The sequence below is a fragment of the Variovorax sp. PDC80 genome (assembly GCF_900115375.1).
In the GTDB taxonomy this organism is placed as follows: Bacteria; Pseudomonadota; Gammaproteobacteria; order Burkholderiales; family Burkholderiaceae_C; genus Variovorax.
On record NZ_FOWG01000006.1, the window covers coordinates 239,602 to 257,743 of the forward strand.

General features: G+C 69.8%; 17 protein-coding genes. 15 read left to right on the forward strand and 2 right to left on the reverse strand.

Annotated elements, in window-relative coordinates; all coding sequences use genetic code 11:
- The first annotated feature begins 14 nt into the window (after positions 1-14).
- The 8 genes from BM109_RS19005 to BM109_RS19040 all read left to right on the forward strand — a co-directional run bounded on the left by BM109_RS19005 (position 15) and on the right by BM109_RS19040 (position 7,491).
- Positions 15-1,256 (forward strand): MFS transporter, encoded by a 1,242-nt coding sequence (locus tag BM109_RS19005; protein WP_371268821.1) that lies wholly within the window; start codon positions 15-17, stop codon positions 1,254-1,256.
- Positions 1,256-2,164 carry a dihydroorotate dehydrogenase electron transfer subunit gene (locus BM109_RS19010; RefSeq protein ID WP_093346150.1) on the forward strand — a complete coding sequence of 303 codons (909 nt, stop codon included), beginning with the start codon at positions 1,256-1,258 and terminating at the stop codon, positions 2,162-2,164. Before BM109_RS19005 ends, BM109_RS19010 begins: the two co-directional genes overlap by 1 nt.
- Positions 2,157-3,107 (forward strand): dihydroorotate dehydrogenase, encoded by a 951-nt coding sequence (locus BM109_RS19015; protein ID WP_093345548.1) that lies wholly within the window; start codon positions 2,157-2,159, stop codon positions 3,105-3,107. The genes BM109_RS19010 and BM109_RS19015 overlap by 8 nt, the downstream gene beginning before the upstream one ends.
- Before the next feature lie 14 nt (positions 3,108-3,121).
- Positions 3,122-4,378, forward strand: coding sequence for a hydantoinase/carbamoylase family amidase (locus BM109_RS19020; protein ID WP_093346153.1), 1,257 nt, complete (start codon positions 3,122-3,124; stop codon positions 4,376-4,378).
- A gap of 8 nt (positions 4,379-4,386) precedes the next feature.
- Positions 4,387-5,457: a dihydroorotase gene (gene pyrC / locus BM109_RS19025; RefSeq protein WP_093346155.1), complete on the forward strand. Its 1,071-nt coding sequence runs from the start codon at positions 4,387-4,389 to the stop codon at positions 5,455-5,457.
- Positions 5,458-5,546: 89 nt separating this feature from the next.
- Positions 5,547-6,452: a helix-turn-helix domain-containing protein gene (locus BM109_RS19030; RefSeq protein ID WP_093345550.1), complete on the forward strand. Its 906-nt coding sequence runs from the start codon at positions 5,547-5,549 to the stop codon at positions 6,450-6,452.
- Between the two features lie 17 nt (positions 6,453-6,469).
- Positions 6,470-7,168: an orotate phosphoribosyltransferase gene (locus BM109_RS19035; protein WP_093345553.1), complete on the forward strand. Its 699-nt coding sequence runs from the start codon at positions 6,470-6,472 to the stop codon at positions 7,166-7,168.
- Positions 7,165-7,491, forward strand: coding sequence for a hypothetical protein (locus tag BM109_RS19040; protein ID WP_093345556.1), 327 nt, complete (start codon positions 7,165-7,167; stop codon positions 7,489-7,491). The genes BM109_RS19035 and BM109_RS19040 overlap by 4 nt, the downstream gene beginning before the upstream one ends.
- A gap of 47 nt (positions 7,492-7,538) precedes the next feature.
- On the opposite strand, the gene BM109_RS19045 is transcribed toward BM109_RS19040, so the two are convergent.
- The gene (locus tag BM109_RS19045; protein WP_093345558.1) at positions 7,539-8,489 is read right to left on the reverse strand and encodes a PDR/VanB family oxidoreductase; all 951 of its coding nucleotides are present in this window, start codon (positions 8,487-8,489) and stop codon (positions 7,539-7,541) included.
- A 44-nt stretch (positions 8,490-8,533) separates the two neighbouring features.
- Positions 8,534-10,897: a molybdopterin-containing oxidoreductase family protein gene (locus BM109_RS19050; RefSeq protein WP_093345561.1), complete on the reverse strand. Its 2,364-nt coding sequence runs from the start codon at positions 10,895-10,897 to the stop codon at positions 8,534-8,536.
- 93 nt (positions 10,898-10,990) lie between these two features.
- On the opposite strand from BM109_RS19050, the gene BM109_RS19055 reads away from it, so the two are divergent.
- The 7 genes from BM109_RS19055 to BM109_RS19085 all read left to right on the forward strand — a co-directional run bounded on the left by BM109_RS19055 (position 10,991) and on the right by BM109_RS19085 (position 18,110).
- Entirely contained in the window at positions 10,991-11,656 is a 666-nt protein-coding gene (locus BM109_RS19055) for a GntR family transcriptional regulator (RefSeq protein ID WP_093345564.1), read from the forward strand.
- Between the two features lie 51 nt (positions 11,657-11,707).
- The gene (locus tag BM109_RS19060; RefSeq protein ID WP_177239388.1) at positions 11,708-12,079 is read left to right on the forward strand and encodes a DUF2946 family protein; all 372 of its coding nucleotides are present in this window, start codon (positions 11,708-11,710) and stop codon (positions 12,077-12,079) included.
- A gap of 155 nt (positions 12,080-12,234) precedes the next feature.
- A complete protein-coding gene (locus tag BM109_RS19065; RefSeq protein ID WP_371268823.1) occupies positions 12,235-14,421 on the forward strand; it encodes a TonB-dependent receptor in 2,187 nt (728 codons plus the stop codon).
- A gap of 13 nt (positions 14,422-14,434) precedes the next feature.
- Positions 14,435-15,982 (forward strand): PepSY-associated TM helix domain-containing protein, encoded by a 1,548-nt coding sequence (locus BM109_RS19070; RefSeq protein WP_093345566.1) that lies wholly within the window; start codon positions 14,435-14,437, stop codon positions 15,980-15,982.
- Positions 15,979-16,593, forward strand: a complete 615-nt coding sequence (locus tag BM109_RS19075) for an SCO family protein (protein WP_093345569.1) — start codon at positions 15,979-15,981, stop codon at positions 16,591-16,593. The genes BM109_RS19070 and BM109_RS19075 overlap by 4 nt, the downstream gene beginning before the upstream one ends.
- Before the next feature lie 91 nt (positions 16,594-16,684).
- Positions 16,685-17,086 (forward strand): RidA family protein, encoded by a 402-nt coding sequence (locus tag BM109_RS19080; RefSeq protein ID WP_093345571.1) that lies wholly within the window; start codon positions 16,685-16,687, stop codon positions 17,084-17,086.
- Positions 17,087-17,090: 4 nt separating this feature from the next.
- Positions 17,091-18,110, forward strand: a complete 1,020-nt coding sequence (locus tag BM109_RS19085; RefSeq protein ID WP_093346161.1) for a pyridoxal-phosphate dependent enzyme — start codon at positions 17,091-17,093, stop codon at positions 18,108-18,110.
- Positions 18,111-18,142: the final 32 nt, after the last annotated feature.

Consider the following 18,142-nt stretch of genomic DNA (forward strand, 5'->3'; position numbering starts at 1 on the left):
CCAGGAGTCCTGACGTGTCATCCACCCTAGATTCGACCGCCTCCGCGCCACGCGACGACGCCGTCTCGGGCTACGCCTGGAAGGCGCTGGCCGGCTCCGCCATCGGCTATGCGATGGACGGCTTCGACCTGCTGATCCTGGGCTTCATGCTCACGGCCATCTCGGCCGACCTGCACCTCACGCCGGGCCAGGCCGGCTCGCTGGTGAGCTGGACGCTGGTCGGCGCCGTCGTCGGCGGCATCGTCTTCGGCTCGCTCAGCGATCACTTCGGGCGCATCCGAGTGATGACCTGGACCATCGTCCTGTTCGCGGTGTTCACCGGGCTCTGTGCCTTTGCGCAGGGCTACTGGGACCTGCTGGTCTACCGGACCATCGCGGGCATCGGCCTGGGCGGCGAGTTCGGCATCGGCATGGCGCTGGCGGCCGAGGCCTGGCCAGCCAAGCACCGTGCCCGCGTGTCTTCCTATGTGGCGCTGGGCTGGCAACTCGGCGTGCTGGGCGCGGCCTTGCTCACGCCGCTTCTGATGCCGCACATCGGCTGGCGCGGCATGTTCCTGGTCGGCGTCGTGCCCGCGCTTGTGGCCTGGGTGATCCGCAACAAGCTGCACGAGCCCGAGGTGTTCGTGCGCAAGCCCAAGGTCCGGGGCTCGCGCCTGAGGTCCTTCAAGCTGCTGGTCAAGGATGCGCAGACCACCCGCACCAGCCTGGGCATCGTCGTGCTGTGCGCGGTGCAGAACTTCGGCTACTACGGGATCATGATCTGGATGCCGAGCTTCCTGGCCAACAAGCTCGGGTTCAACCTCACGAAGTCGGCCATGTGGACCTCGGTGACCATCCTCGGGATGATGCTGGGCATCTTCGTCTTCGGCCAACTGGCCGACCGCATCGGGCGCAAGCCGAGCTTCCTGCTGTTCCAGGCCGGCGCCGTGGCGATGGTGCTGGCGTACTCCCAGCTGTCCGATCCGGTTTCGCTGCTGTGGGTCGGTGCCGTGCTCGGCATGTTCGTCAACGGCATGCTGGGCGGCTACGGCGCGCTGATCTCCGAGGCCTATCCCACGGAAGCACGCGCCACGGCGCAGAACGTGCTGTTCAACCTCGGCCGCGGCATCGGCGGCTTCGGCCCGGTGGTGGTCGGCGCGCTGGTCGCCGCCTACTCGTTCCAGATCGCCATCGCGCTGCTCGCCGCGATCTACCTGGTCGACATGGTCGCCACCTACTTCCTCATTCCCGAACTCAAGGGCAAGGAGCTCGAATGATGCTCGCCGCCATCGACCACCAATCGCCCGCGTTCCGGCCCGTGCATCCGCCAGCGCCGCAGGGCGAGGGCGCCTGCTTCCAGCGCAACGCGCAGTCCGTGGCCTCGTACCGCTGCGAGGTCGCCGAGCACCGCTGGGTCAACGACCGCTACAGGTACCTGAAGCTCAGCGCGCCGGCCGACTTGGCGGGCGCGACCAGGCCCGGGCAGTTCTACCAGCTCAAGTGCCCGACGACGAACGACCTCCAACCCTTCCTGCTGCGCCCGATGAGCGTCTACGGCGTGGGACCGGAGGCGGGCACGATCGAGTTCCTCTACAACGTCACCGGCACCGGAACCCACGCGCTGGCCTCGCTGCCCGTCGGCGGCGCGATGGACATCGTCGGCCCGCTGGGCAACACCTTCACGCTGCCGCCCGGCGACGAACGCATCATGGTCGTCGCGCGCGGCGTCGGTCTGGCGACGATGGCGCCGCTGCTGCAGCAGGCGGCCAGGATGGGCATCGCGATCACGGCAGTGATGTCGGCGCGCGCCCCCAAGGACCTGATGCGCGAAGAGTTCCTGCGCGGCGCCGAGGCCGAGGTGCATTGCGTCTACGACTCCGACGGCAGTTCCTCGGTGGAGGCCATGGACACGCTGGTGCGCCGGCTGCTCGGCGAACGCCACCACGACGCCGTCTACACCTGCGGCTCGCACCGCGTGCTGATGCTGCTGCAGCGCATCCTCGCCGACCATCCCGGCACCCGGGGCGAGGTGGCGATGGAACAGCGCATGGCCTGCGGCATGGGCGTGTGCCTGTCCTGCGTCAGGCTGTTCGACCGCGAGGGCGACAAGCAATTCCTGCGCGTCTGCCGCGAAGGTCCCGTGTTTCCCATCGGCGACGTGGTCGGGGAGGTGGAGTTTGGCTGATCTCAACGTCAGGGTCGGCGACGTCGGCCTGCGCAACCCGGTCATGCCGGCCTCGGGCTGCTTCGCCATCGAGTACGCGGAAGCGCTCGACTTCAACCGGCTGGGCGCGCTGGTGATCAAGAGCGTCTCGCCCAAGAGCCGTGCCGGCAACCCGACGCCGCGCGTGGCGGAAACCCGCGGCGGCATGCTCAACGCCATCGGCATTCCGAGCAAGGGCCTGGACTACTACCGCGAGACGGTGCTGCCGCCCTACACGCGCTTCGACACGCCCGTCGTGGTCTCGATCTCGGCGGACACGGTCGACGAGTTCGCCGACGCGGTGGCCGAGATGTCGCTGCCCGAAGTGGCGGTGATCGAGGCCAACATCTCCTGCCCCAACCTCGAGGCCGACGGCATGGCCTTCGCGATGACACCCGAGACCACCTACAAGGTCGTGAGCGCGATCCGCCGCCGCACCCATCACCCCGTGTGGGCCAAGCTCACGCCCAATGCCTCGCACGTGGCGACGGTCGCGAGGGCCGCGGAAGAGGCCGGTGCCGATGCGCTCGTGATGGGCAACACGGTGCTGGCCATGTCGATCGACGTGCGCACCCGCAAGCCCATGCTCGGCAACGTGATGGGCGGCCTGTCGGGGCCGGCCATCAAGCCGATCGCGCTGCGCATGGTGCACCAGTGCTACCGCAGCGTGCGCATTCCGGTCATCGGTTGCGGCGGCATCGCGAGCGCGCACGACGCGGTCGAGTTCATGCTGGCCGGCGCGAGCGCGGTCCAGGTCGGCACGGCCTCCTTCATCGATCCGGGCGCGATGCAGAAGATCATCGACGGCCTGGTCGCGTACTGCGACGAGATGGGCGTGAAGAACATCCGCGATCTCACCGGCCAGGTCAAGCTCGACCGGCAGCTCTCGGACCGCTGGCTGCGCTTCGCGCAGCAGTCGGGCTAGGGAGGGTAAGGATGATGAGCCTGCCGGGACTTCGCCCCATGGCCGAGAAGTTGTTCTCCGACGTGCGCGAGCTGACCTTCGACGGGGTCGGCGTCACGCGGCAGAGCTACGGCCGCGGCGAATCGGACACCGCCGACTACCTGCGCGCCTTCGCCGCGAGCGAAGGGCTCGAGGTCCGGGCCGACCGCGCCGCGAACCTCGTGTTCGGCCTGCCGCAGACCGCGACGGCGAGCGCGGTGACCTGGTGCGGATCGCACATCGACTCGGTGCCGCAGGGCGGCAACTTCGACGGCTATGCGGGCGTGGTCGCGGGCCTTCTGTGCCTCGTCGCGCAGAAGGCCGGCGGCACGCCCTACGCACGCCCGCTCGAGGTGGTCGCGTTTCGCGGCGAGGAGAGCGCCTGGTTCGGCAAGGCCTACATGGGCTCGGGCGCGCTCTTCGGCAAGGTCAGCGAAAGCGACCTCGCGCTCAAGCAGCGCAGCACCGGCGAATCGATGGAGGCCTGCATGCGGCGCTGCGGTGCCGACGTGGAGGCGATCCGCGCGCAGCAGACGCTGCTCGACAAGGCGCGCATCAAGGCCTACCTCGAGCTGCACATCGAGCAGGGGCCGGTGATGGTCGCGCGCCAGCTTCCGCTGGCCGTGGTCTCGGGCATCCGCGGCAACGTGCGGCACAACCGCGTGGTCTGCCACGGCGACGCGCAGCATTCGGGCGTGGTGCCGCGCTGGCTGCGCCACGACGCCATGTTCGCGGTCGCCGACCTGATCATGCGCATCGACGAGCACTGGCGCGTGCTGCTGGAGCGCGGCACCGACCTGGTCGTGACCACCGGCATCGTCAGCACCGACCCGGCCGAGCATTCGATCTCGCGCATTCCGGGGCAGGTGAGCTTCAGCCTCGAGGCGCGCAGCAAGAGCACGGACACGCTCGAGGCCTTCTACCAGCTGGTGCGCGCCGAATGCGGCTCGATCGAGCGCGAGCGCGGCGTGCGCTTCGAATTCGATCGGCGCCTGCTCAGCGATCCCGCGACCATGGACGAGAAGCTCTGCGGCGTGCTGTCCGAGGCCTGCGCCGCGCAGCAGGCGGCCTTCGAGCTCATTCCCAGCGGCGCGGGGCACGACGCCTCGCTGTTCGCCAATGCGGGCATCCCGAGCGGCATGTTGTTCGTGCGGAACCAGAACGGTTCGCACAATCCGCACGAAGCGATGGACATCGAGGATTTCATGCTCGGCGTCGGCGCGATGGATGCGGCCTTCGCCCGATTGAAGTGAGCTTGTTCATGACCCCCCGCATCACCCTGCGCCGCCCCGACGACTGGCACCTGCACCTGCGCGACGGCGCCATGCTGCAGACGGTGCTGCCCTACAGCGCCGCGCAGTTCGGCCGCGCCATCGTCATGCCGAACCTCAAGATCCCCGTGACGACCACCGCGCTCGCGCGGGCCTACCGCGAGCGGATCGTGGCGGCCCTGCCCCCGGGCGCCGACTTCGTGCCGTTGATGACGGTCTACCTCTGCGACGGCACCTCCGCCGACGACCTGTGCCGCGGCTTCGAGGACGGCGTGCTGACCGCGGCGAAGCTGTATCCGGCCGGCGCCACCACGCATTCCGAGCATGGCGTCACGTCGATCGCGAAGGTGGCGCCGGTGCTCGAGACGATGCAGGCCATCGGCATGCCGCTGCTGCTGCACGGCGAGAGCACCGATCCGGCCGTCGACGTCTTCGACCGCGAGGCGGTGTTCATCGAGTCGACACTGCGTCCGCTGCTGCGCGACTTTCCCGCGCTCAATGTGGTGCTGGAGCACATCACGACCGAGGAGGCCGCGGACTTCGTCAGGGCCGATGCGAGCGGGCGCCTCGCGGCGACGATCACGCCCCAGCACCTGATGTTCAACCGCAACGCGATCTTCACGGGCGGCATCCGGCCGCACTTCTATTGCCTGCCGGTGCTCAAGCGCGAACGCCATCGGCTGGCGCTGCGCCGGGTGGCGACCTCGGGCGATGCGCGCTTCTTCCTCGGGACCGACTCCGCGCCGCACCTTCGCACGCTGAAGGAGGCGGGTTGTGGCTGCGCCGGCATCTTCAATGCGCCGGTCGCGCTGCAGAGTTATTGCACGGTGTTCGAGGAGGAGGGCGCACTCGACAGGCTCGAGGCCTTCGCGAGCCTCAACGGCCCGCGCTTCTACGGCCTCGCGCCCAACGAGGCGCGCGTGACGCTCGAGCGCTCGCCCTGGGAGGTGCCGCAGGACGTGGCGCTCGCGGCCGGCGGGGCGCTCCATCCCTTCCTCGGCGGCAGCCGCCTGCCGTGGGCCCTGCGGGACGCGCCCGTGCGCGAGCCGGTCGCGGCGTGAGTTCCCGCACCGCCTCGCGCCTCGCCGGTGACCGTGGGTGCCCGAATTCGCCTATAGTTTCTTTTTCGATCCATAAATTGGAAAACGAGATGGAAGCTGCGAATTCGACCTTCAAGTCATCGATCGACTACGTGGCGCTGGGCAACCGCCTGCGTGCCTACCGGGTGGGCGCCTCGCTGCTGGCCGAGGACGTGGCCGAGCGGCTGGGCATCTCGCGCGCGGTCGTGTACCGGCTCGAGAAGGGCGAGATCGTCAAGATCGAGACGCTCGAACGCCTGGCCCACCTGCTCGACACCACGCTGGCGTCGCTGCTCGGCGTGGAGGTGGAGTACTACTCGACCGCGCTGGGCCTGTTCGAGCGCATGCGCCAGCTCGAGGAGTCGTCCGACCGCATCCTCGCGCACTTCGAGCCCATCTCGCTGCTGCTGACCTCGGAGGACTACCTGCCGACCCTGCGCCAGATGCTGATCGAGGCCTCGCCCAAGGGCGCGGGCAAGGGGCCGACCTCGGCCGACATCGACAAGATGCTGCAGATCATGCAGGAGCGCCGGGCCTTCTTCCAGCGCCGGCGGCCGCACATCGTGAGCCTGATCGGGCTGCGCGAGCTCGAGCGCTTCGTCGACACCGGCCTGGTCGGTCGCATCGACCTGCCCGAGAGCGTGCGCACCGAGCGCCGGCTGGCGGCGCGCCGCGAGGTCGAGCGCATCGCCGACCTGATGGAGAGCGAACCGATCGACGTGCAGATCGGACTGATCGACGACGCCATGCCGACCGCGACCTTCCAGGTGTTCTCCGGCCGGGCCGGCAGCGTGCTGGCCGTGAGCCCGTTCCGGCTCGGCGAGCTGCCGAACGTGCGCAACGGCATCGCGACCGTGACCGCATCGCCCGAGGCGGTGCGCATGTACGAAGCCATGATCGGCAGGCTCTGGAAGGCCGCCTACAAGGGCAAGGCGGGTGCGATGCACCTGCGCAAATTGCTCGACCGAATTCACTAGCCGAAGGCTCGACCGCCATGACCACCGCCCCAGACCCGACTCCGATCCGCCTCGAGGTCGCCGCCCGGCTGCTCGATGCCGGCTGCGTGACCTTGCGCACCGACGAGCCCTTCCGGCTCCCCTCGGGATGGGCGACGCCGGTCTACATGGATTGCCGGCGACTCGTTTCCTTTCCCGAGGCGCGCCGCGCGCTCGTGGGCCATGCCGTCGAATTGCTCAAAGCCGATGGCTGCCTGGCCGGCGTCGGCTCGATCGCGGGCGGCGAGTCGAGCGGCATCGCGCTGGCGGCCTGGATCGCGGATGCGCTGGACCTGCCGATGCAGTACGTCCGCAAGCGCGCGGTCGGCGCCCGCCAGGTCGAGGGCGTGGTGCGCGCCGGCGAGCGCGCGCTGCTGGTCGACGACATGATGGCGGCCGGCGCATCGAAGGCCAATTTCGCGCGGGCGCTGCGCGCCGCGGGTGCCGAGGTCGGCGATGTGCTCGTGCTGTTCGACTACGGCATGTTCGGCGCCGACCGCATGCTGGCCGCGCTGGGGCTCAAGGTCCACGCGCTGGCGAACTGGCACGACATCCGCGCGGTCGCGGCACAAAGAGGCAGTTTCGGCCGCGAGGTGATCGCCGAGTTCGACGATTTCCTGCGCGATCCGGTCGCCTGGTCCGCGGCGCACGGCGGCAAGGGTTTCATCACTGAGCACATCGAAAGCAACGCACCATGAACTTCCAGGACATCAGCACCCGCTTCGCGAACGACCTGTCGGGCTCCGACGCCTTCAAGCTGCTGTACCGCGGCGCCTTCGACCTCATGAAGTCGGACCTCGACAACGCGGGCCTCTATTTCGTCATCGGGGTGGCGGCGCAGGCCTTCGTCCAGAAGTACGAGGACCAGGGCATCACGGTGGAATTCGCCGACAACGCCAAGGCCAAGATGGTGGCGTTGAACACCCGGATCCTGGCCGCGTTGGCTGTCGAGCCCGCGCAGCGCTTGCGCATCCTCGGCGAGGTCGCGACCGAGTACGAGTGGAACGTCACGGCGTTCTGAACGCGCTGCGCCGGTCATGGCGCGTGCGCGCGCCATGACCTATTCACTCAGAGATCGAGGACGAGCCGCGCGGAGCAGCTGCGCGACACGCAAGGCAGCATCAGCGTGCCCGACGCCTTCTCGGGCTCGGTGAGGAAGGAATCGCGATGCTCGGGTTGGCCCTCGAGCACCGTGGTCATGCAGGTGCCGCAATGGCCTTCCTCGCACGAGGTCTCGATGTGCACGCCGTGGGCGCGCAGCACCTCGACGATGCTCTGGCCCGCTTCCACCCGCGCCGAGATGCCCGAGGCGGCGGCGCAGACCTCGAACGCGGCCTGCGGCGCCGATGCGGCGGCGGGCGTCGAACCCGCGCCGAAATACTCGAAGCGGACCTGGTTGGCCGGCCAGTTCGCCGCGGCCTGCCGCACGAGCTCCATGAAGGGGCGCGGTCCGCACAGGTAGAGGTACTTGCCCGGCGCCGGATCGCCGACGATCGATGCCAGCAGCTCGGGCAGCGCGTCGGGGCCATGACCCTGGTGGTGCCTCACGGCAGGTGCCAGGCCCGCGTCCTCGAGATGCCGGCGGAAGGCGACGTGTTCCGCCGACTGTGCGAAGTAGTGCAGCTCGAGCGCTCTTCCGGCAGCGCCCAGGTGCGAGGCCATGCACAGCAGCGGCGTGATGCCGATGCCGCCCGCGACGAGGATGAAGCGCTCGCCGTCCTGCGCGAGCGGGAAGTGGTTTCTAGGCGCGCCGATGGTGAGGACGTCGCCTTCGTTCACGGCCTCGTGCATGAACCGGGAGCCGCCGCGCGAGCGCGGATCGCGCTTCACGCCGATGACATAGCGCCCCTCGCCATGGGGTGCGCACAGCGAGTACTGCCGGGTTTCGCCCCCGCCCACATCGACATCGATGTGGGCGCCGGGCTCGTAGGGCGGAAGCGCTTCGGCGCCGATGGCGACCAGTTCGAAGGAACAGATGTCGGTGGCCTCGGGCACCTTGCGTTGGACTTTGACTTGCATGGGTATCGACGGAGTGGGTGGATGGATGGCGTTCGGTTCGGTGTTCAGGCGGCGGGCCCGGCTTCGGCCACGACCTCGCAGATGTAGGAGCGGTGCGGCGCCGAGCCGCTGATCGGGTCGAGATCGCCGTCGTCGACCAGCAGGTTGAAGTTCGAGCCCTGTTCGGAAAGCGGCGCGTGCGCGGGCAGGCCCAGCTGCTCGTTGCCCTGCCACCAGCCGTACTGCGCGCAGACCACGCGCGGATCGAGGCTGGGATCGAGCGTGGCCTTGAAGCGCACCGAGCCGCTCGGCGAGCGAACGCGCACCCACATGCCGGGCTTGATGCCGCGCGCGGCGGCCGTGGCGGGATTCATGGCCACGAGCGGGTCGGGTGCCTTGCTGCGCAGCGACGCCACCTGCCGGTGCTGGCTGTGGCAGTACTGGGGCAGCTTGGCCGAGGTCAGCACGAGCGGGAAGTCCGAGCTTCCTTCGCGAAGCCGCAGCTTTGGCAACGGCGGCACGTACACCGGCAGCGGCGACTGACCGTGCCGGTGCAGCAGCGCCGAATAGATCTCGACCTTGCCGGTGTCGGTCGCGAAGCGGAAGCCCGCGCCGTGGTGCTTCTGGTAGCGCGTCTTCAGCGGATAGCGGATGCCTTCGGGATGCTGCCGCAGTGCCTCCAGGCCGATGCCCAGCGGCGCGAGCATGTAGCGCATGCCCTCGTCCATGTCGCCGCCCCAGAACCGGTCGGCCAGCCCGAGCCGCTTCGCGAGTTCGAAGACCACCCAGGCATCGGAGCGGCTCTCGCCCACCGGCGCCACCATCCGCGGGCGCAGCTGCACCAGCTCCTCGGCGCCCTGGTTCACCTCGAAGCCGATGCGCAGCGCCTCGCGCTCCCAGGGCGTGCCGATCGGCAGCACCACGTCGGCGTAGTGCGCAGTCGGGGTCAGCGTCAGGTCGGCATGCACGAAGAAGTCGAGCCGGCGCAGCGCCTCGGCACCGCGCAGCGGGTTGGCATGCGCGAGCAGCAGGTTGGCGCCGAAGCCGATCACGCCACGGATCGCATAGGGTTTGGCTTCGAGGATGGCGCGGTACAGCGTGTCGCTGCCGATGCAGCCCTGCGCGGCCGGGCCGAGCGGAAGTTCGTCGATGCCCACGCATTTCGCGAGCTGCGCCGCCGACAGCAGCTCCTTGCCCGATGCCTTGCGCGCCGGCGGATGCGCGAAGTCCACGTTGCCGCCGGCCGCGTCGAAGCTGCCCGTGAGCGCGTAGAGCAGGGCGATCGCTCGGTCGGTCTGCGTCGCGTTGGTGTGCTGGCCGACGCCCGACCACGCGTAGTAGCTGACGGGGCGGTGCGCGAACAGCAGCCGTGCCGTGTCGCGCACCTGCTGCGCGGGGACCCAGCACAGTTCCTCGGCGCGTTCGGGCGACATGGCCTCGCACAGCTCGGCATAGAGCGCGAAGGCGGGCCGGCATCGAACGGGGCCGGTGGTCGTCTGCAGCGTCCTGGTGCCGAAGAGCGCGAGGGTGCAGTCCTGCGATGCGTAGCTGGCCGTGCCGGTGTCGTAGGGCACGATGGATTCGCTCGCCTCGTCGAAGGCCACGAGCCGCTCCGAGGCGAGGCCGGTGATGTCGGCTTCGCGCAGGAACGCGCCCGTGTCATCGCGCACCAGCAGCGGCCCGTTTGAATGCCGACGGATGAAGTCGATGTCGTATTCGCCGTTGCGGATCATCTCGCCGGCGATGGCCAGCGCCAGCGCGCCGTCCGAGCCCGGCCGCACGCGCAGCCATTGGTGGGCGCGCATCGCGAAGCCCGCCTTGCGCGGATCGACCACGACGATCTTCGCGCCGCGCGCGAAGGCCTCCGTCACGCCCGTTGCATGGTCGAGCCAGGTCGCCGACGGGTTGTGGCCCCACAGCACGATGCACTGCGTGTTCGAGAAGTCGGGCGAGCCGATGCCGCGCCCGAAGGTGAAGCCGTGCGCGACGTCTTTGTGCCAGTTGCAGATCTCGGTGCCGCGGCACAGGTTCGGGCTGCCGAAGGCATTGACCAGCCGTTCGATCCAGACGATGCCGTCGGACAGCGGCGAGCCGCTCGGCGAGGTGATGGCGAAGGACACCGACTCGGGACCGCTCTCGTCGCGGAGGCGCCCGATGCGTTGCGCGACGAGGTCCAGGGCCTCGTCCCACGAGGCCTGGCGCCAGAGCGGATCGGCGGCATCCTTCGGCGCCGTGCGTATCAGCGGATGCAGCAGCCGCTGCGGATTGGCGACCAGCTCGGGCGCCGCGCGGCCCTTCACGCAGAGGGCCTTGCCGGTCGGGTGGGAGGGGTTGGCTTCCTGGGCGATCAGCACGCCGTTCTCCACCACGCTGATCGAACCGCAGCGCGAGCGGCAGAGGGCGCAGAAGCCAGGGATTTTTTCGGCCATAGTTCCAGTGCCCAGGCGGAGGTGGAAGTCCGGCCTGGCGCATGATTATATATAAAGTGAAGAAAGTATATATACTTTGAGAAAAGGCGCAACATGAAGGAAAGCAGCTCGCAAGTGGCCGCGGGGTCGGTCTACGAGACGCTCCGCTCCGAGATAGCGACGGCCGTGCTCGAACCCGGCGCGCCGCTGAAGCAGGACCACATCGCGGCGCGCTTCGGCGTCAGCCATGTGCCGGTGCGCGAGGCGCTCTCGCGGCTCGTCGCCGCGGGGCTGGCCACGGCCCGGCTCAACAAGGGCACCTCGGTGGCGTTTCTGAGCGCGCGCGAGGCGGTCGAGCTGATCGAGCTGCGCTGGCTGCTCGAAGGGCGGCTCATCGAGCTGGCCGTGCCCCATCTCTCGCGCGCCGACATCGCGCGCGCCACCGGGCTGCTGGACGAGCTCGGCAAGGCCAGGCAGGTCGAGGAGGTGTTCCGCCTCAACCATGAATTTCATGCGAGCCTCTATGCCAAGGCCGATCGACCGCTGCTGTTGCAGTCGGTCGAGTCCGCGCGGCTCAACCTCGGGCGCTATCTCTACCTGCCGTGGAAGTCGAAGACCAACGTCGATCGCTCCGAGGCCGAGCACAAGAAGCTGCTGCGCCTGTGCCTGGCCGGCGATGCGCAGGGCGCGAAGGCGATGGTGACGGAGCACGTCATCCATACCGGCAAGCTGATCGTCGAGATCATCGAGCAGCAAAAGACGAGCATCGCCATCGACTAGCCCCAGGTGAAGCACGGGCTGTTGCGTTGCGATCGGCGATTCGTCGCGATAATGGCGCCCGTGCACGTCCTTCGAAAACTCTCGACCCTGCATCGCCTCGTGCTGGCGTGGTTCGTGCTGTCCCTGTCCGTCGCGGTCGCCTCGCCGATCGTCAAGCCTCAGCAGATCGACATCGTGTGCTCGGCCTCGGGCCACGTCACGATGGTCGTGCAGACCGAGGATGGAGCGGTGCCGATGGGCAGCATGGGCATGGACTGCCCGTTGTGCGTGATCGGCGGCCTCCCGCCCGCGGTCGCGCAGGTCGAGGTGCCGATGCCGGCACCGCTGTCCTACGCCCTGCGTTCGATCCCCGCCGCGCGCATCGCCGCGGCCACCGCCGCGCCGCTGCCGGCGCGCGGGCCTCCTTCCTTCCTCTTCGCCTGAACCGCTGAATCCGTCGCGCGACGGACCCTGGCGTCGCCTCGTTGGCGTGCCGGTCCGCCCGCGGCGCCCATCGTTCGTCGACGGCATGCGCGGCCACGCGCCGCTGCGCCGTCAGCGCAGCCACGCGCTGCGAGAAGAGAGATCCCGTGCCTTTCATTGCCATTTCCCACGGCCGTGGTGCCGAGCGCCTGCGCGCGCGTGCGCTGTCCTGCTTCGCGCTCGGCGCCTTCGCCGCGCCGTTCGCGCAGGCCCAGGTCCAGACCACGCTGCAAGCGATCGAGGTCGATCCGCCACCGGCGCCCGCGCCCAACGGGCGCCTCAACCTCGACACGCCTTCCGAGACCGGCAGCCGCCTGGGCCTGACGCCGCGCGAGACGCCGGCCTCGGTCAGCGTGGTCGACCGCGCCACCATCGAGGCGCGCGGCGCGCAGGACACGCAGGAGATCCTGCGCGCCGTGCCCGGCATCACGGCGCACAACGCGCCCGGCAACATCGGCGTGAGCTACCGCGGCTTTGGCGCCGGCTCGCTGAGCCAGATGTTCAACGGCATCAACGTGCAGTACTCGATCGCCGCGCGGCCGGTCGACAGCTGGATCTACGACCGCGTCGAGGTCATCGGCGGGCCCTCGAGCTTCCTGTTCGGCGCCGGCGCGGTCGGCGGCTCGATCAACTACATCAGCAAGATCGCCGAGCGCAGCGACCTCACCGAGGCCCGGCTGCGCCTGGGCACGCAGCAACTCAAGGAAGCCTCGATCAGGCTCAACCGCCGCATCGCGGGCGATGGCGGCGCGGGCAGCCACTACGCGCGCATCGACCTCAACCGCAAGGACGCCGACGGCTGGACCGACGGCACGCGCACGCGCGCCACGCAGCTCGCGGCCTCGCTGCTGTCGGACTTCGGCGGCGGCTTCACGCACACGCTGGCCTACGAGTACCAGGACGAATGGGTGGACCGCCCGTACTGGGGCACGCCGCTGCTCAATCCCGTGGTTGGCAGCCTGCGCGTGGACCCGGCCACGCGCTTCAAGAACTACAACAGCGCCGACGGCCTCTATGCGCAGCGCGTGCAATGGCTGCGCTCCATCGCGGACTGGCGCGTGTCCGATGCGCTGCAGCTGAAGAACACTTTCTATGCCTACGACGCGCTGCGCGACTACCGCAACGTCGAGAGCTACCGCTTCAATGCGAGCAACACGGCCGTGATCCGCTCGGCGGCCCTGCTGCAGCGCCATGACCAGCAGGTGGTGGGCGACCGCATCGAGGGCCTCTACAAGGGGCAGATCGCCGGCCTGCGCAGCGACTGGTCCTTCGGGCTGGACTTCAGCGTCAACAAGCAGACGCGCTTTCCGAACAGCCTGCCGGCCACCGTGAGCACGGTGAACCCCTACCTCTTCGCCACCGAGCCCTTCTTCGCGGTGCCGGGCATGCGGCCGGGCTTCAACCCCGACCGTGACAACAAGGTGACGACCACCGCGCTGTCGATCGAGAACCGCACCGCGCTCGCGCCCTCGCTGCACCTCGTGAGCGCGCTGCGCCACGATCGCATCGAGCTCGAGCTGACCAACCGTCGCGCCATCAGCGCCAGCGCGCCGGCCAGCTACCGGCGCAACTACAACCCGACCACGGGACGCGTCGGCCTGGTATGGGACTTCGCGCCCGGCGCCAACCTCTATGCGCAGTACGCGACCGCGGCCGATCCGCCCTCGGGCGTGCTGTCGACCGCCTCGTTCGCCGACGTGATGAACAACAGCGAGCTCACGACCGGCCGACAGGCCGAGGTCGGCGCCAAGCTCGACTTCTGGCAGGGCAAGGGCACGGCGACCGTGGCGGCCTACCGCCTCTCGCGCAAGAACATCGCCACGCAGGACCCGAACAACAGCGCGCTGACCGTGCTCGTGGGCGAGCAGTCGTCGAAGGGCGTGGAGATCGCGGTGGGCCTGCAGCCCACGCCGCAGTGGTCGCTGCAGGGCAACCTGAGCTATGTCGACGCGAAGTACGACAACTTCGTGCAGAACGGCGTGTCGCTCGCGGGCCGCACGCCGACCAACACGCCGGCCGTGGTGGCCAACCTCTGGATGTCGTACGCGATCACGCCCGCGCTGCAGGCCAGCGTGGGCCTGCGCCACGTGGGCAAGACCTACGCGGACGCGGCCAACAGCGCGCGCTGGCCGTCGTACACGCTGGTCGACCTGGGCCTGTCGTGGAAGATCAACCGCTCGCTGACGCTGGTGGGCCGCGTGCGCAATGCCACCGACCGCATCTACGCGGCCAACCTCGGCAGCACCTTCGCCTACCTGGGCGCGCCGCGCACCGGCGATCTCAGCCTGCACGTCGCGTTCTGAGGAGGGCGATTCCATGGCCCATTTCAAGCGCTGGCTGTTCCTGCTGCACCGCTGGCTCGGCATCGTGGTGTGCGCCTTCTTCGCGATGTGGTTCGTCTCGGGCGTGGTGATGATGTACGTGGGCTATCCCAAGCTCACCGAGTCGGAGCGACTGCTGCACCTGCCGCCGCTCGCGGCCGATGCCGCGCTGCTCGGGCCGCGCGAGGCGCTCGATGCGGCGGGCATCGCGGGGCCGCTCAAGGAACTGCGCCTGGCTGTGGCCAGCGGCGGCCGCGCCGTGTATCTCGCGCAGCCGGCGGATGGCAAGGGCGCCAAGGCCGGCGTGGTGATCGACGCGGCCACCGGCACGCCGTTGCGCCATGTCGACCGCGAACTCGCGATGGCCAGCGCCGCGGCCTTCGCGGGGCCGGGGGTGGGCCTGGTGTACGAGGGCACGCTCGACGAGGACGCCTTCACCCATTCGCGCGCGCTCGACGCGCACCGGCCGCTGCACCAGGTGGCGCTGGTCGATGCCGCGCACACGCGGCTCTATGTCTCGGGCCGCACCGGCGAGGTGGTGCGCGATGCGCCGCGCGCCGAGCGGCTGTGGAACTACGCGGGCGCGTGGATCCATTGGCTGTACCCCTTGCGCGGCGGCGCGCTCGATCCGTACTGGGCCGACATCGTCAACTGGCTCTCGATCCTGGGCATCGCGGTCACGCTCATGGGCACGGCCGTCGGCATCCTGCGCTGGCGTTTCGCGGGCCGCTACCGCAGCGGCTCGCGCTCGCCGTACCGCGGCTTCATGATGCGCTGGCATCACATCACCGGCCTGCTGTTCGCGGCCGTCACGCTGACCTGGATCTTCAGCGGGCTGATGTCGATGAACCCCTGGCGCGTGTTCGACAGCGGCGCACCCGCATTGCGCACCGAGGCGATGAACGACGGGCCGCTCGTGCCGCCGGCCGATGCCGCCTCGCCCCAGGCGCTGATCGCGGCCGCGGGCGGCACGGTGCGCGAGCTGCGCTGGACCCGCGCCGCGGGGCGCGATCTCGTGCTCGCGCGCGGCACCGCGCTGCGCCCCACGGTGCTCGATGCCGCGAGCGCCATGCCCACGGCGCTGGACGCCGATGCGTTGAAGGCCGCGGTCGCGAAGCTCTCGAGCGCACCGGTCGCGCGCATCGAGGTGCTGACCGCCTACGACAGCCACTACTACACGCGCGAGCCGCACACCATGACCGGCGGCGGCGACAAGCCGCTGCCCATCTGGCGCGTGGTGTTCGCGGACGAGGCCGGCACCTGGGCCCATGTCGATCCGCGCACCGGTGCGCTGCTGAACCGCAGCGACAGCCACCGCCGCGCCAGCCGCTGGCTGTTCGCGATGCTGCACAGCTGGGACTGGCGCCCGCTGCTCGAACGCCGTCCGCTGTGGGACCTGGCGATGGTGCTGCTGAGCCTCGGCGGCGCGGCGCTGAGCCTCACGGGCGTGGTGATCGGCTGGCGCCGGCTGGGCCGCAAGCTGACACCGAAGCCGGCGGCCCGGCGCATTCCCCCATTCACTCCCTCGAAGGAACATCCATGACCCGCGTACTACCGACGACCCGCCGCCGCCTGCTGCTGGGCACCGCCACGCTGCCCCTGTGGGCCGCGCTGGCCGCCTGCGGCGAATCCGAGCCGAAGCCGAGCTTCACCGGCACCGACATCACCGGCGCCAACTACGGCCGCGACTTCGCGCTGAGCGATCCCGATGGCAAGCGCCGCACGTTGGCCGACTTCAAGGGCAAGGTGGTGATGATCTTCTTCGGCTTCACCCAGTGCCCCGACATCTGCCCGACCGCGCTGACGCGCGCGGCGGAGGTCAAGCAGCAGCTGGGCGCGGCCGGCGACGACCTGCAGGTGATCTTCGTCACCGTCGATCCGGAGCGCGACACGCCCGAGGTGATGCGCGCCTACACGGCGGCCTTCGACCCGAGTTTCCTCGGGCTGCGCGGCGACCTCGCGCAGACCGAGGCGACCGCGAAGGAGTTCAAGGTGTTCTACGAGAAGGTCCCCACGCGCACTTCGTACACCATGGACCATTCGGCCTTCACCTACCTGATCGACCGCAAGGGCCGCATGCGCGTGGTGATGCGCTATGCGCAGAGCGCGAGCGAATTCGCCGCGGACGTGCGCGCGCTGCTGGCGGCGGGCTGAGGGAAAGTCCCCATGCGCGGCGTCGCTCGCGCATAAGTTTTTGCCCGTCGCGCAAAGGACGCGCCGCGCGGCCGTCTATAGACTGCCCCGCATGCAGACCGACCCGACGCCCGCCGTGGCCCCACCGTTCTTCTCCCCGTCGCGCCGCGAGGGCGAGTTCGTCTTCGTCAGCGGCCAGATGGCCTTCGACGCCCAGTGGCGCATCGAGGGCGACACGGTCGGCGAGCAGACGCGGCGCTGCCTCGGTCGCATCGGCGAGATCCTCGCGGCCGAGGGCCTGGGGCTCGCCGATGTCGCGAAGACCACCGTGTGGCTGTCGCGCGTGGAGGACTTCGCCGAATTCAATCGCAGCTATGCCGAATGCTTCGATCCCGCCGCGGGCCCCGCGCCCGCGCGTTCGACGGTGCGCGCCGACCTGATGGTGCCGGGCGCGCTGGTCGAGATCGAAGCCATCGCGCATGCACGCCGCGCCCGCCGCGCACCTGGAGCCTGACGCCATGAGCACCACATTCCCAGCCGCTTCCGAACTGCCCGACCTCGATCTCGAGGCCATCCGCGAGACCGCGCGTGCCAATGCCCAGGCGCTGCTGCGCACGCCGGTCGCGCCGCTGCACGGGCCCACGGTCGAGCGCCTGCTCGGCCGCGCCGACGTGCACATGAAGCTCGAGCTGTTCCAGCGCACCGGCACCTTCAAGGCACGCGGCGCGCTCAACGTGGCGCGCCGGCTGTCGAGCGAGCAGAAAGCGCGCGGCATCACCGCGATGAGCGCCGGCAACCACGCGGTGGCCGCGGCCTTCGCGGCGCGCGAGGCCGGCGTCTCCGCGAAGATCGTGGTGCAGGCCTCGGCCAATCCGGCGCGCGTGGCGATGGCGCGCGCCTACGGCGCCGAACTGCTGATCGCGCCCGACGGCGCCACCGGCTTCGCGATGGCCGAAGCGCTGGTGCGCGACGAGGGTCGCACCTTCATCCATCCCTTCGAGGGCGAGGGCACCTCGCTGGGCACCGCCACCGTGGGGCTCGAGTTCGCCGAGCAGGTGCCGGGCCTCGACACGGTGCTGGTGGCCGTGGGCGGCGGCGGCCTCGGCAGCGGCGTGGCCACGGCGATCCGCAAGCTGATGCCCGGCTGCCGCGTGATCGGCATCGAGCCCGAGGGCGCCGACGTGATGCGGCGCAGCTTCGAGGCCGGCTCGCCGCAGCGCATGGAGAAACTCTCGACCATCGCCGACAGCCTGGCGCCGCCGATGACCACGCCGATGGCCTACGGGCTCTGCCGTCGCCACATGGAGCGCATCGTGACCGTGAGCGACGACGAGATCTGCCGCGCGATGGCCGTGATGTTCCGCGATGCCAAGCTGGCGGTGGAGCCGGCCGGCGCCACGGCGCTCGCCGCGCTGCTCGGGCCGTTGCGCGAGGAACTGCGTGGGCAGCGCACCGGGCTGATCGTCTGCGGCGCGAACCTCGATGCCGAGACCTACGCGCGCCAGCTCGCGCGCGGCGAGCAGTTGCTCGAGGCCTGAGCGCCGGCTTTTTCCTCTTCGTTGCGTTCGTT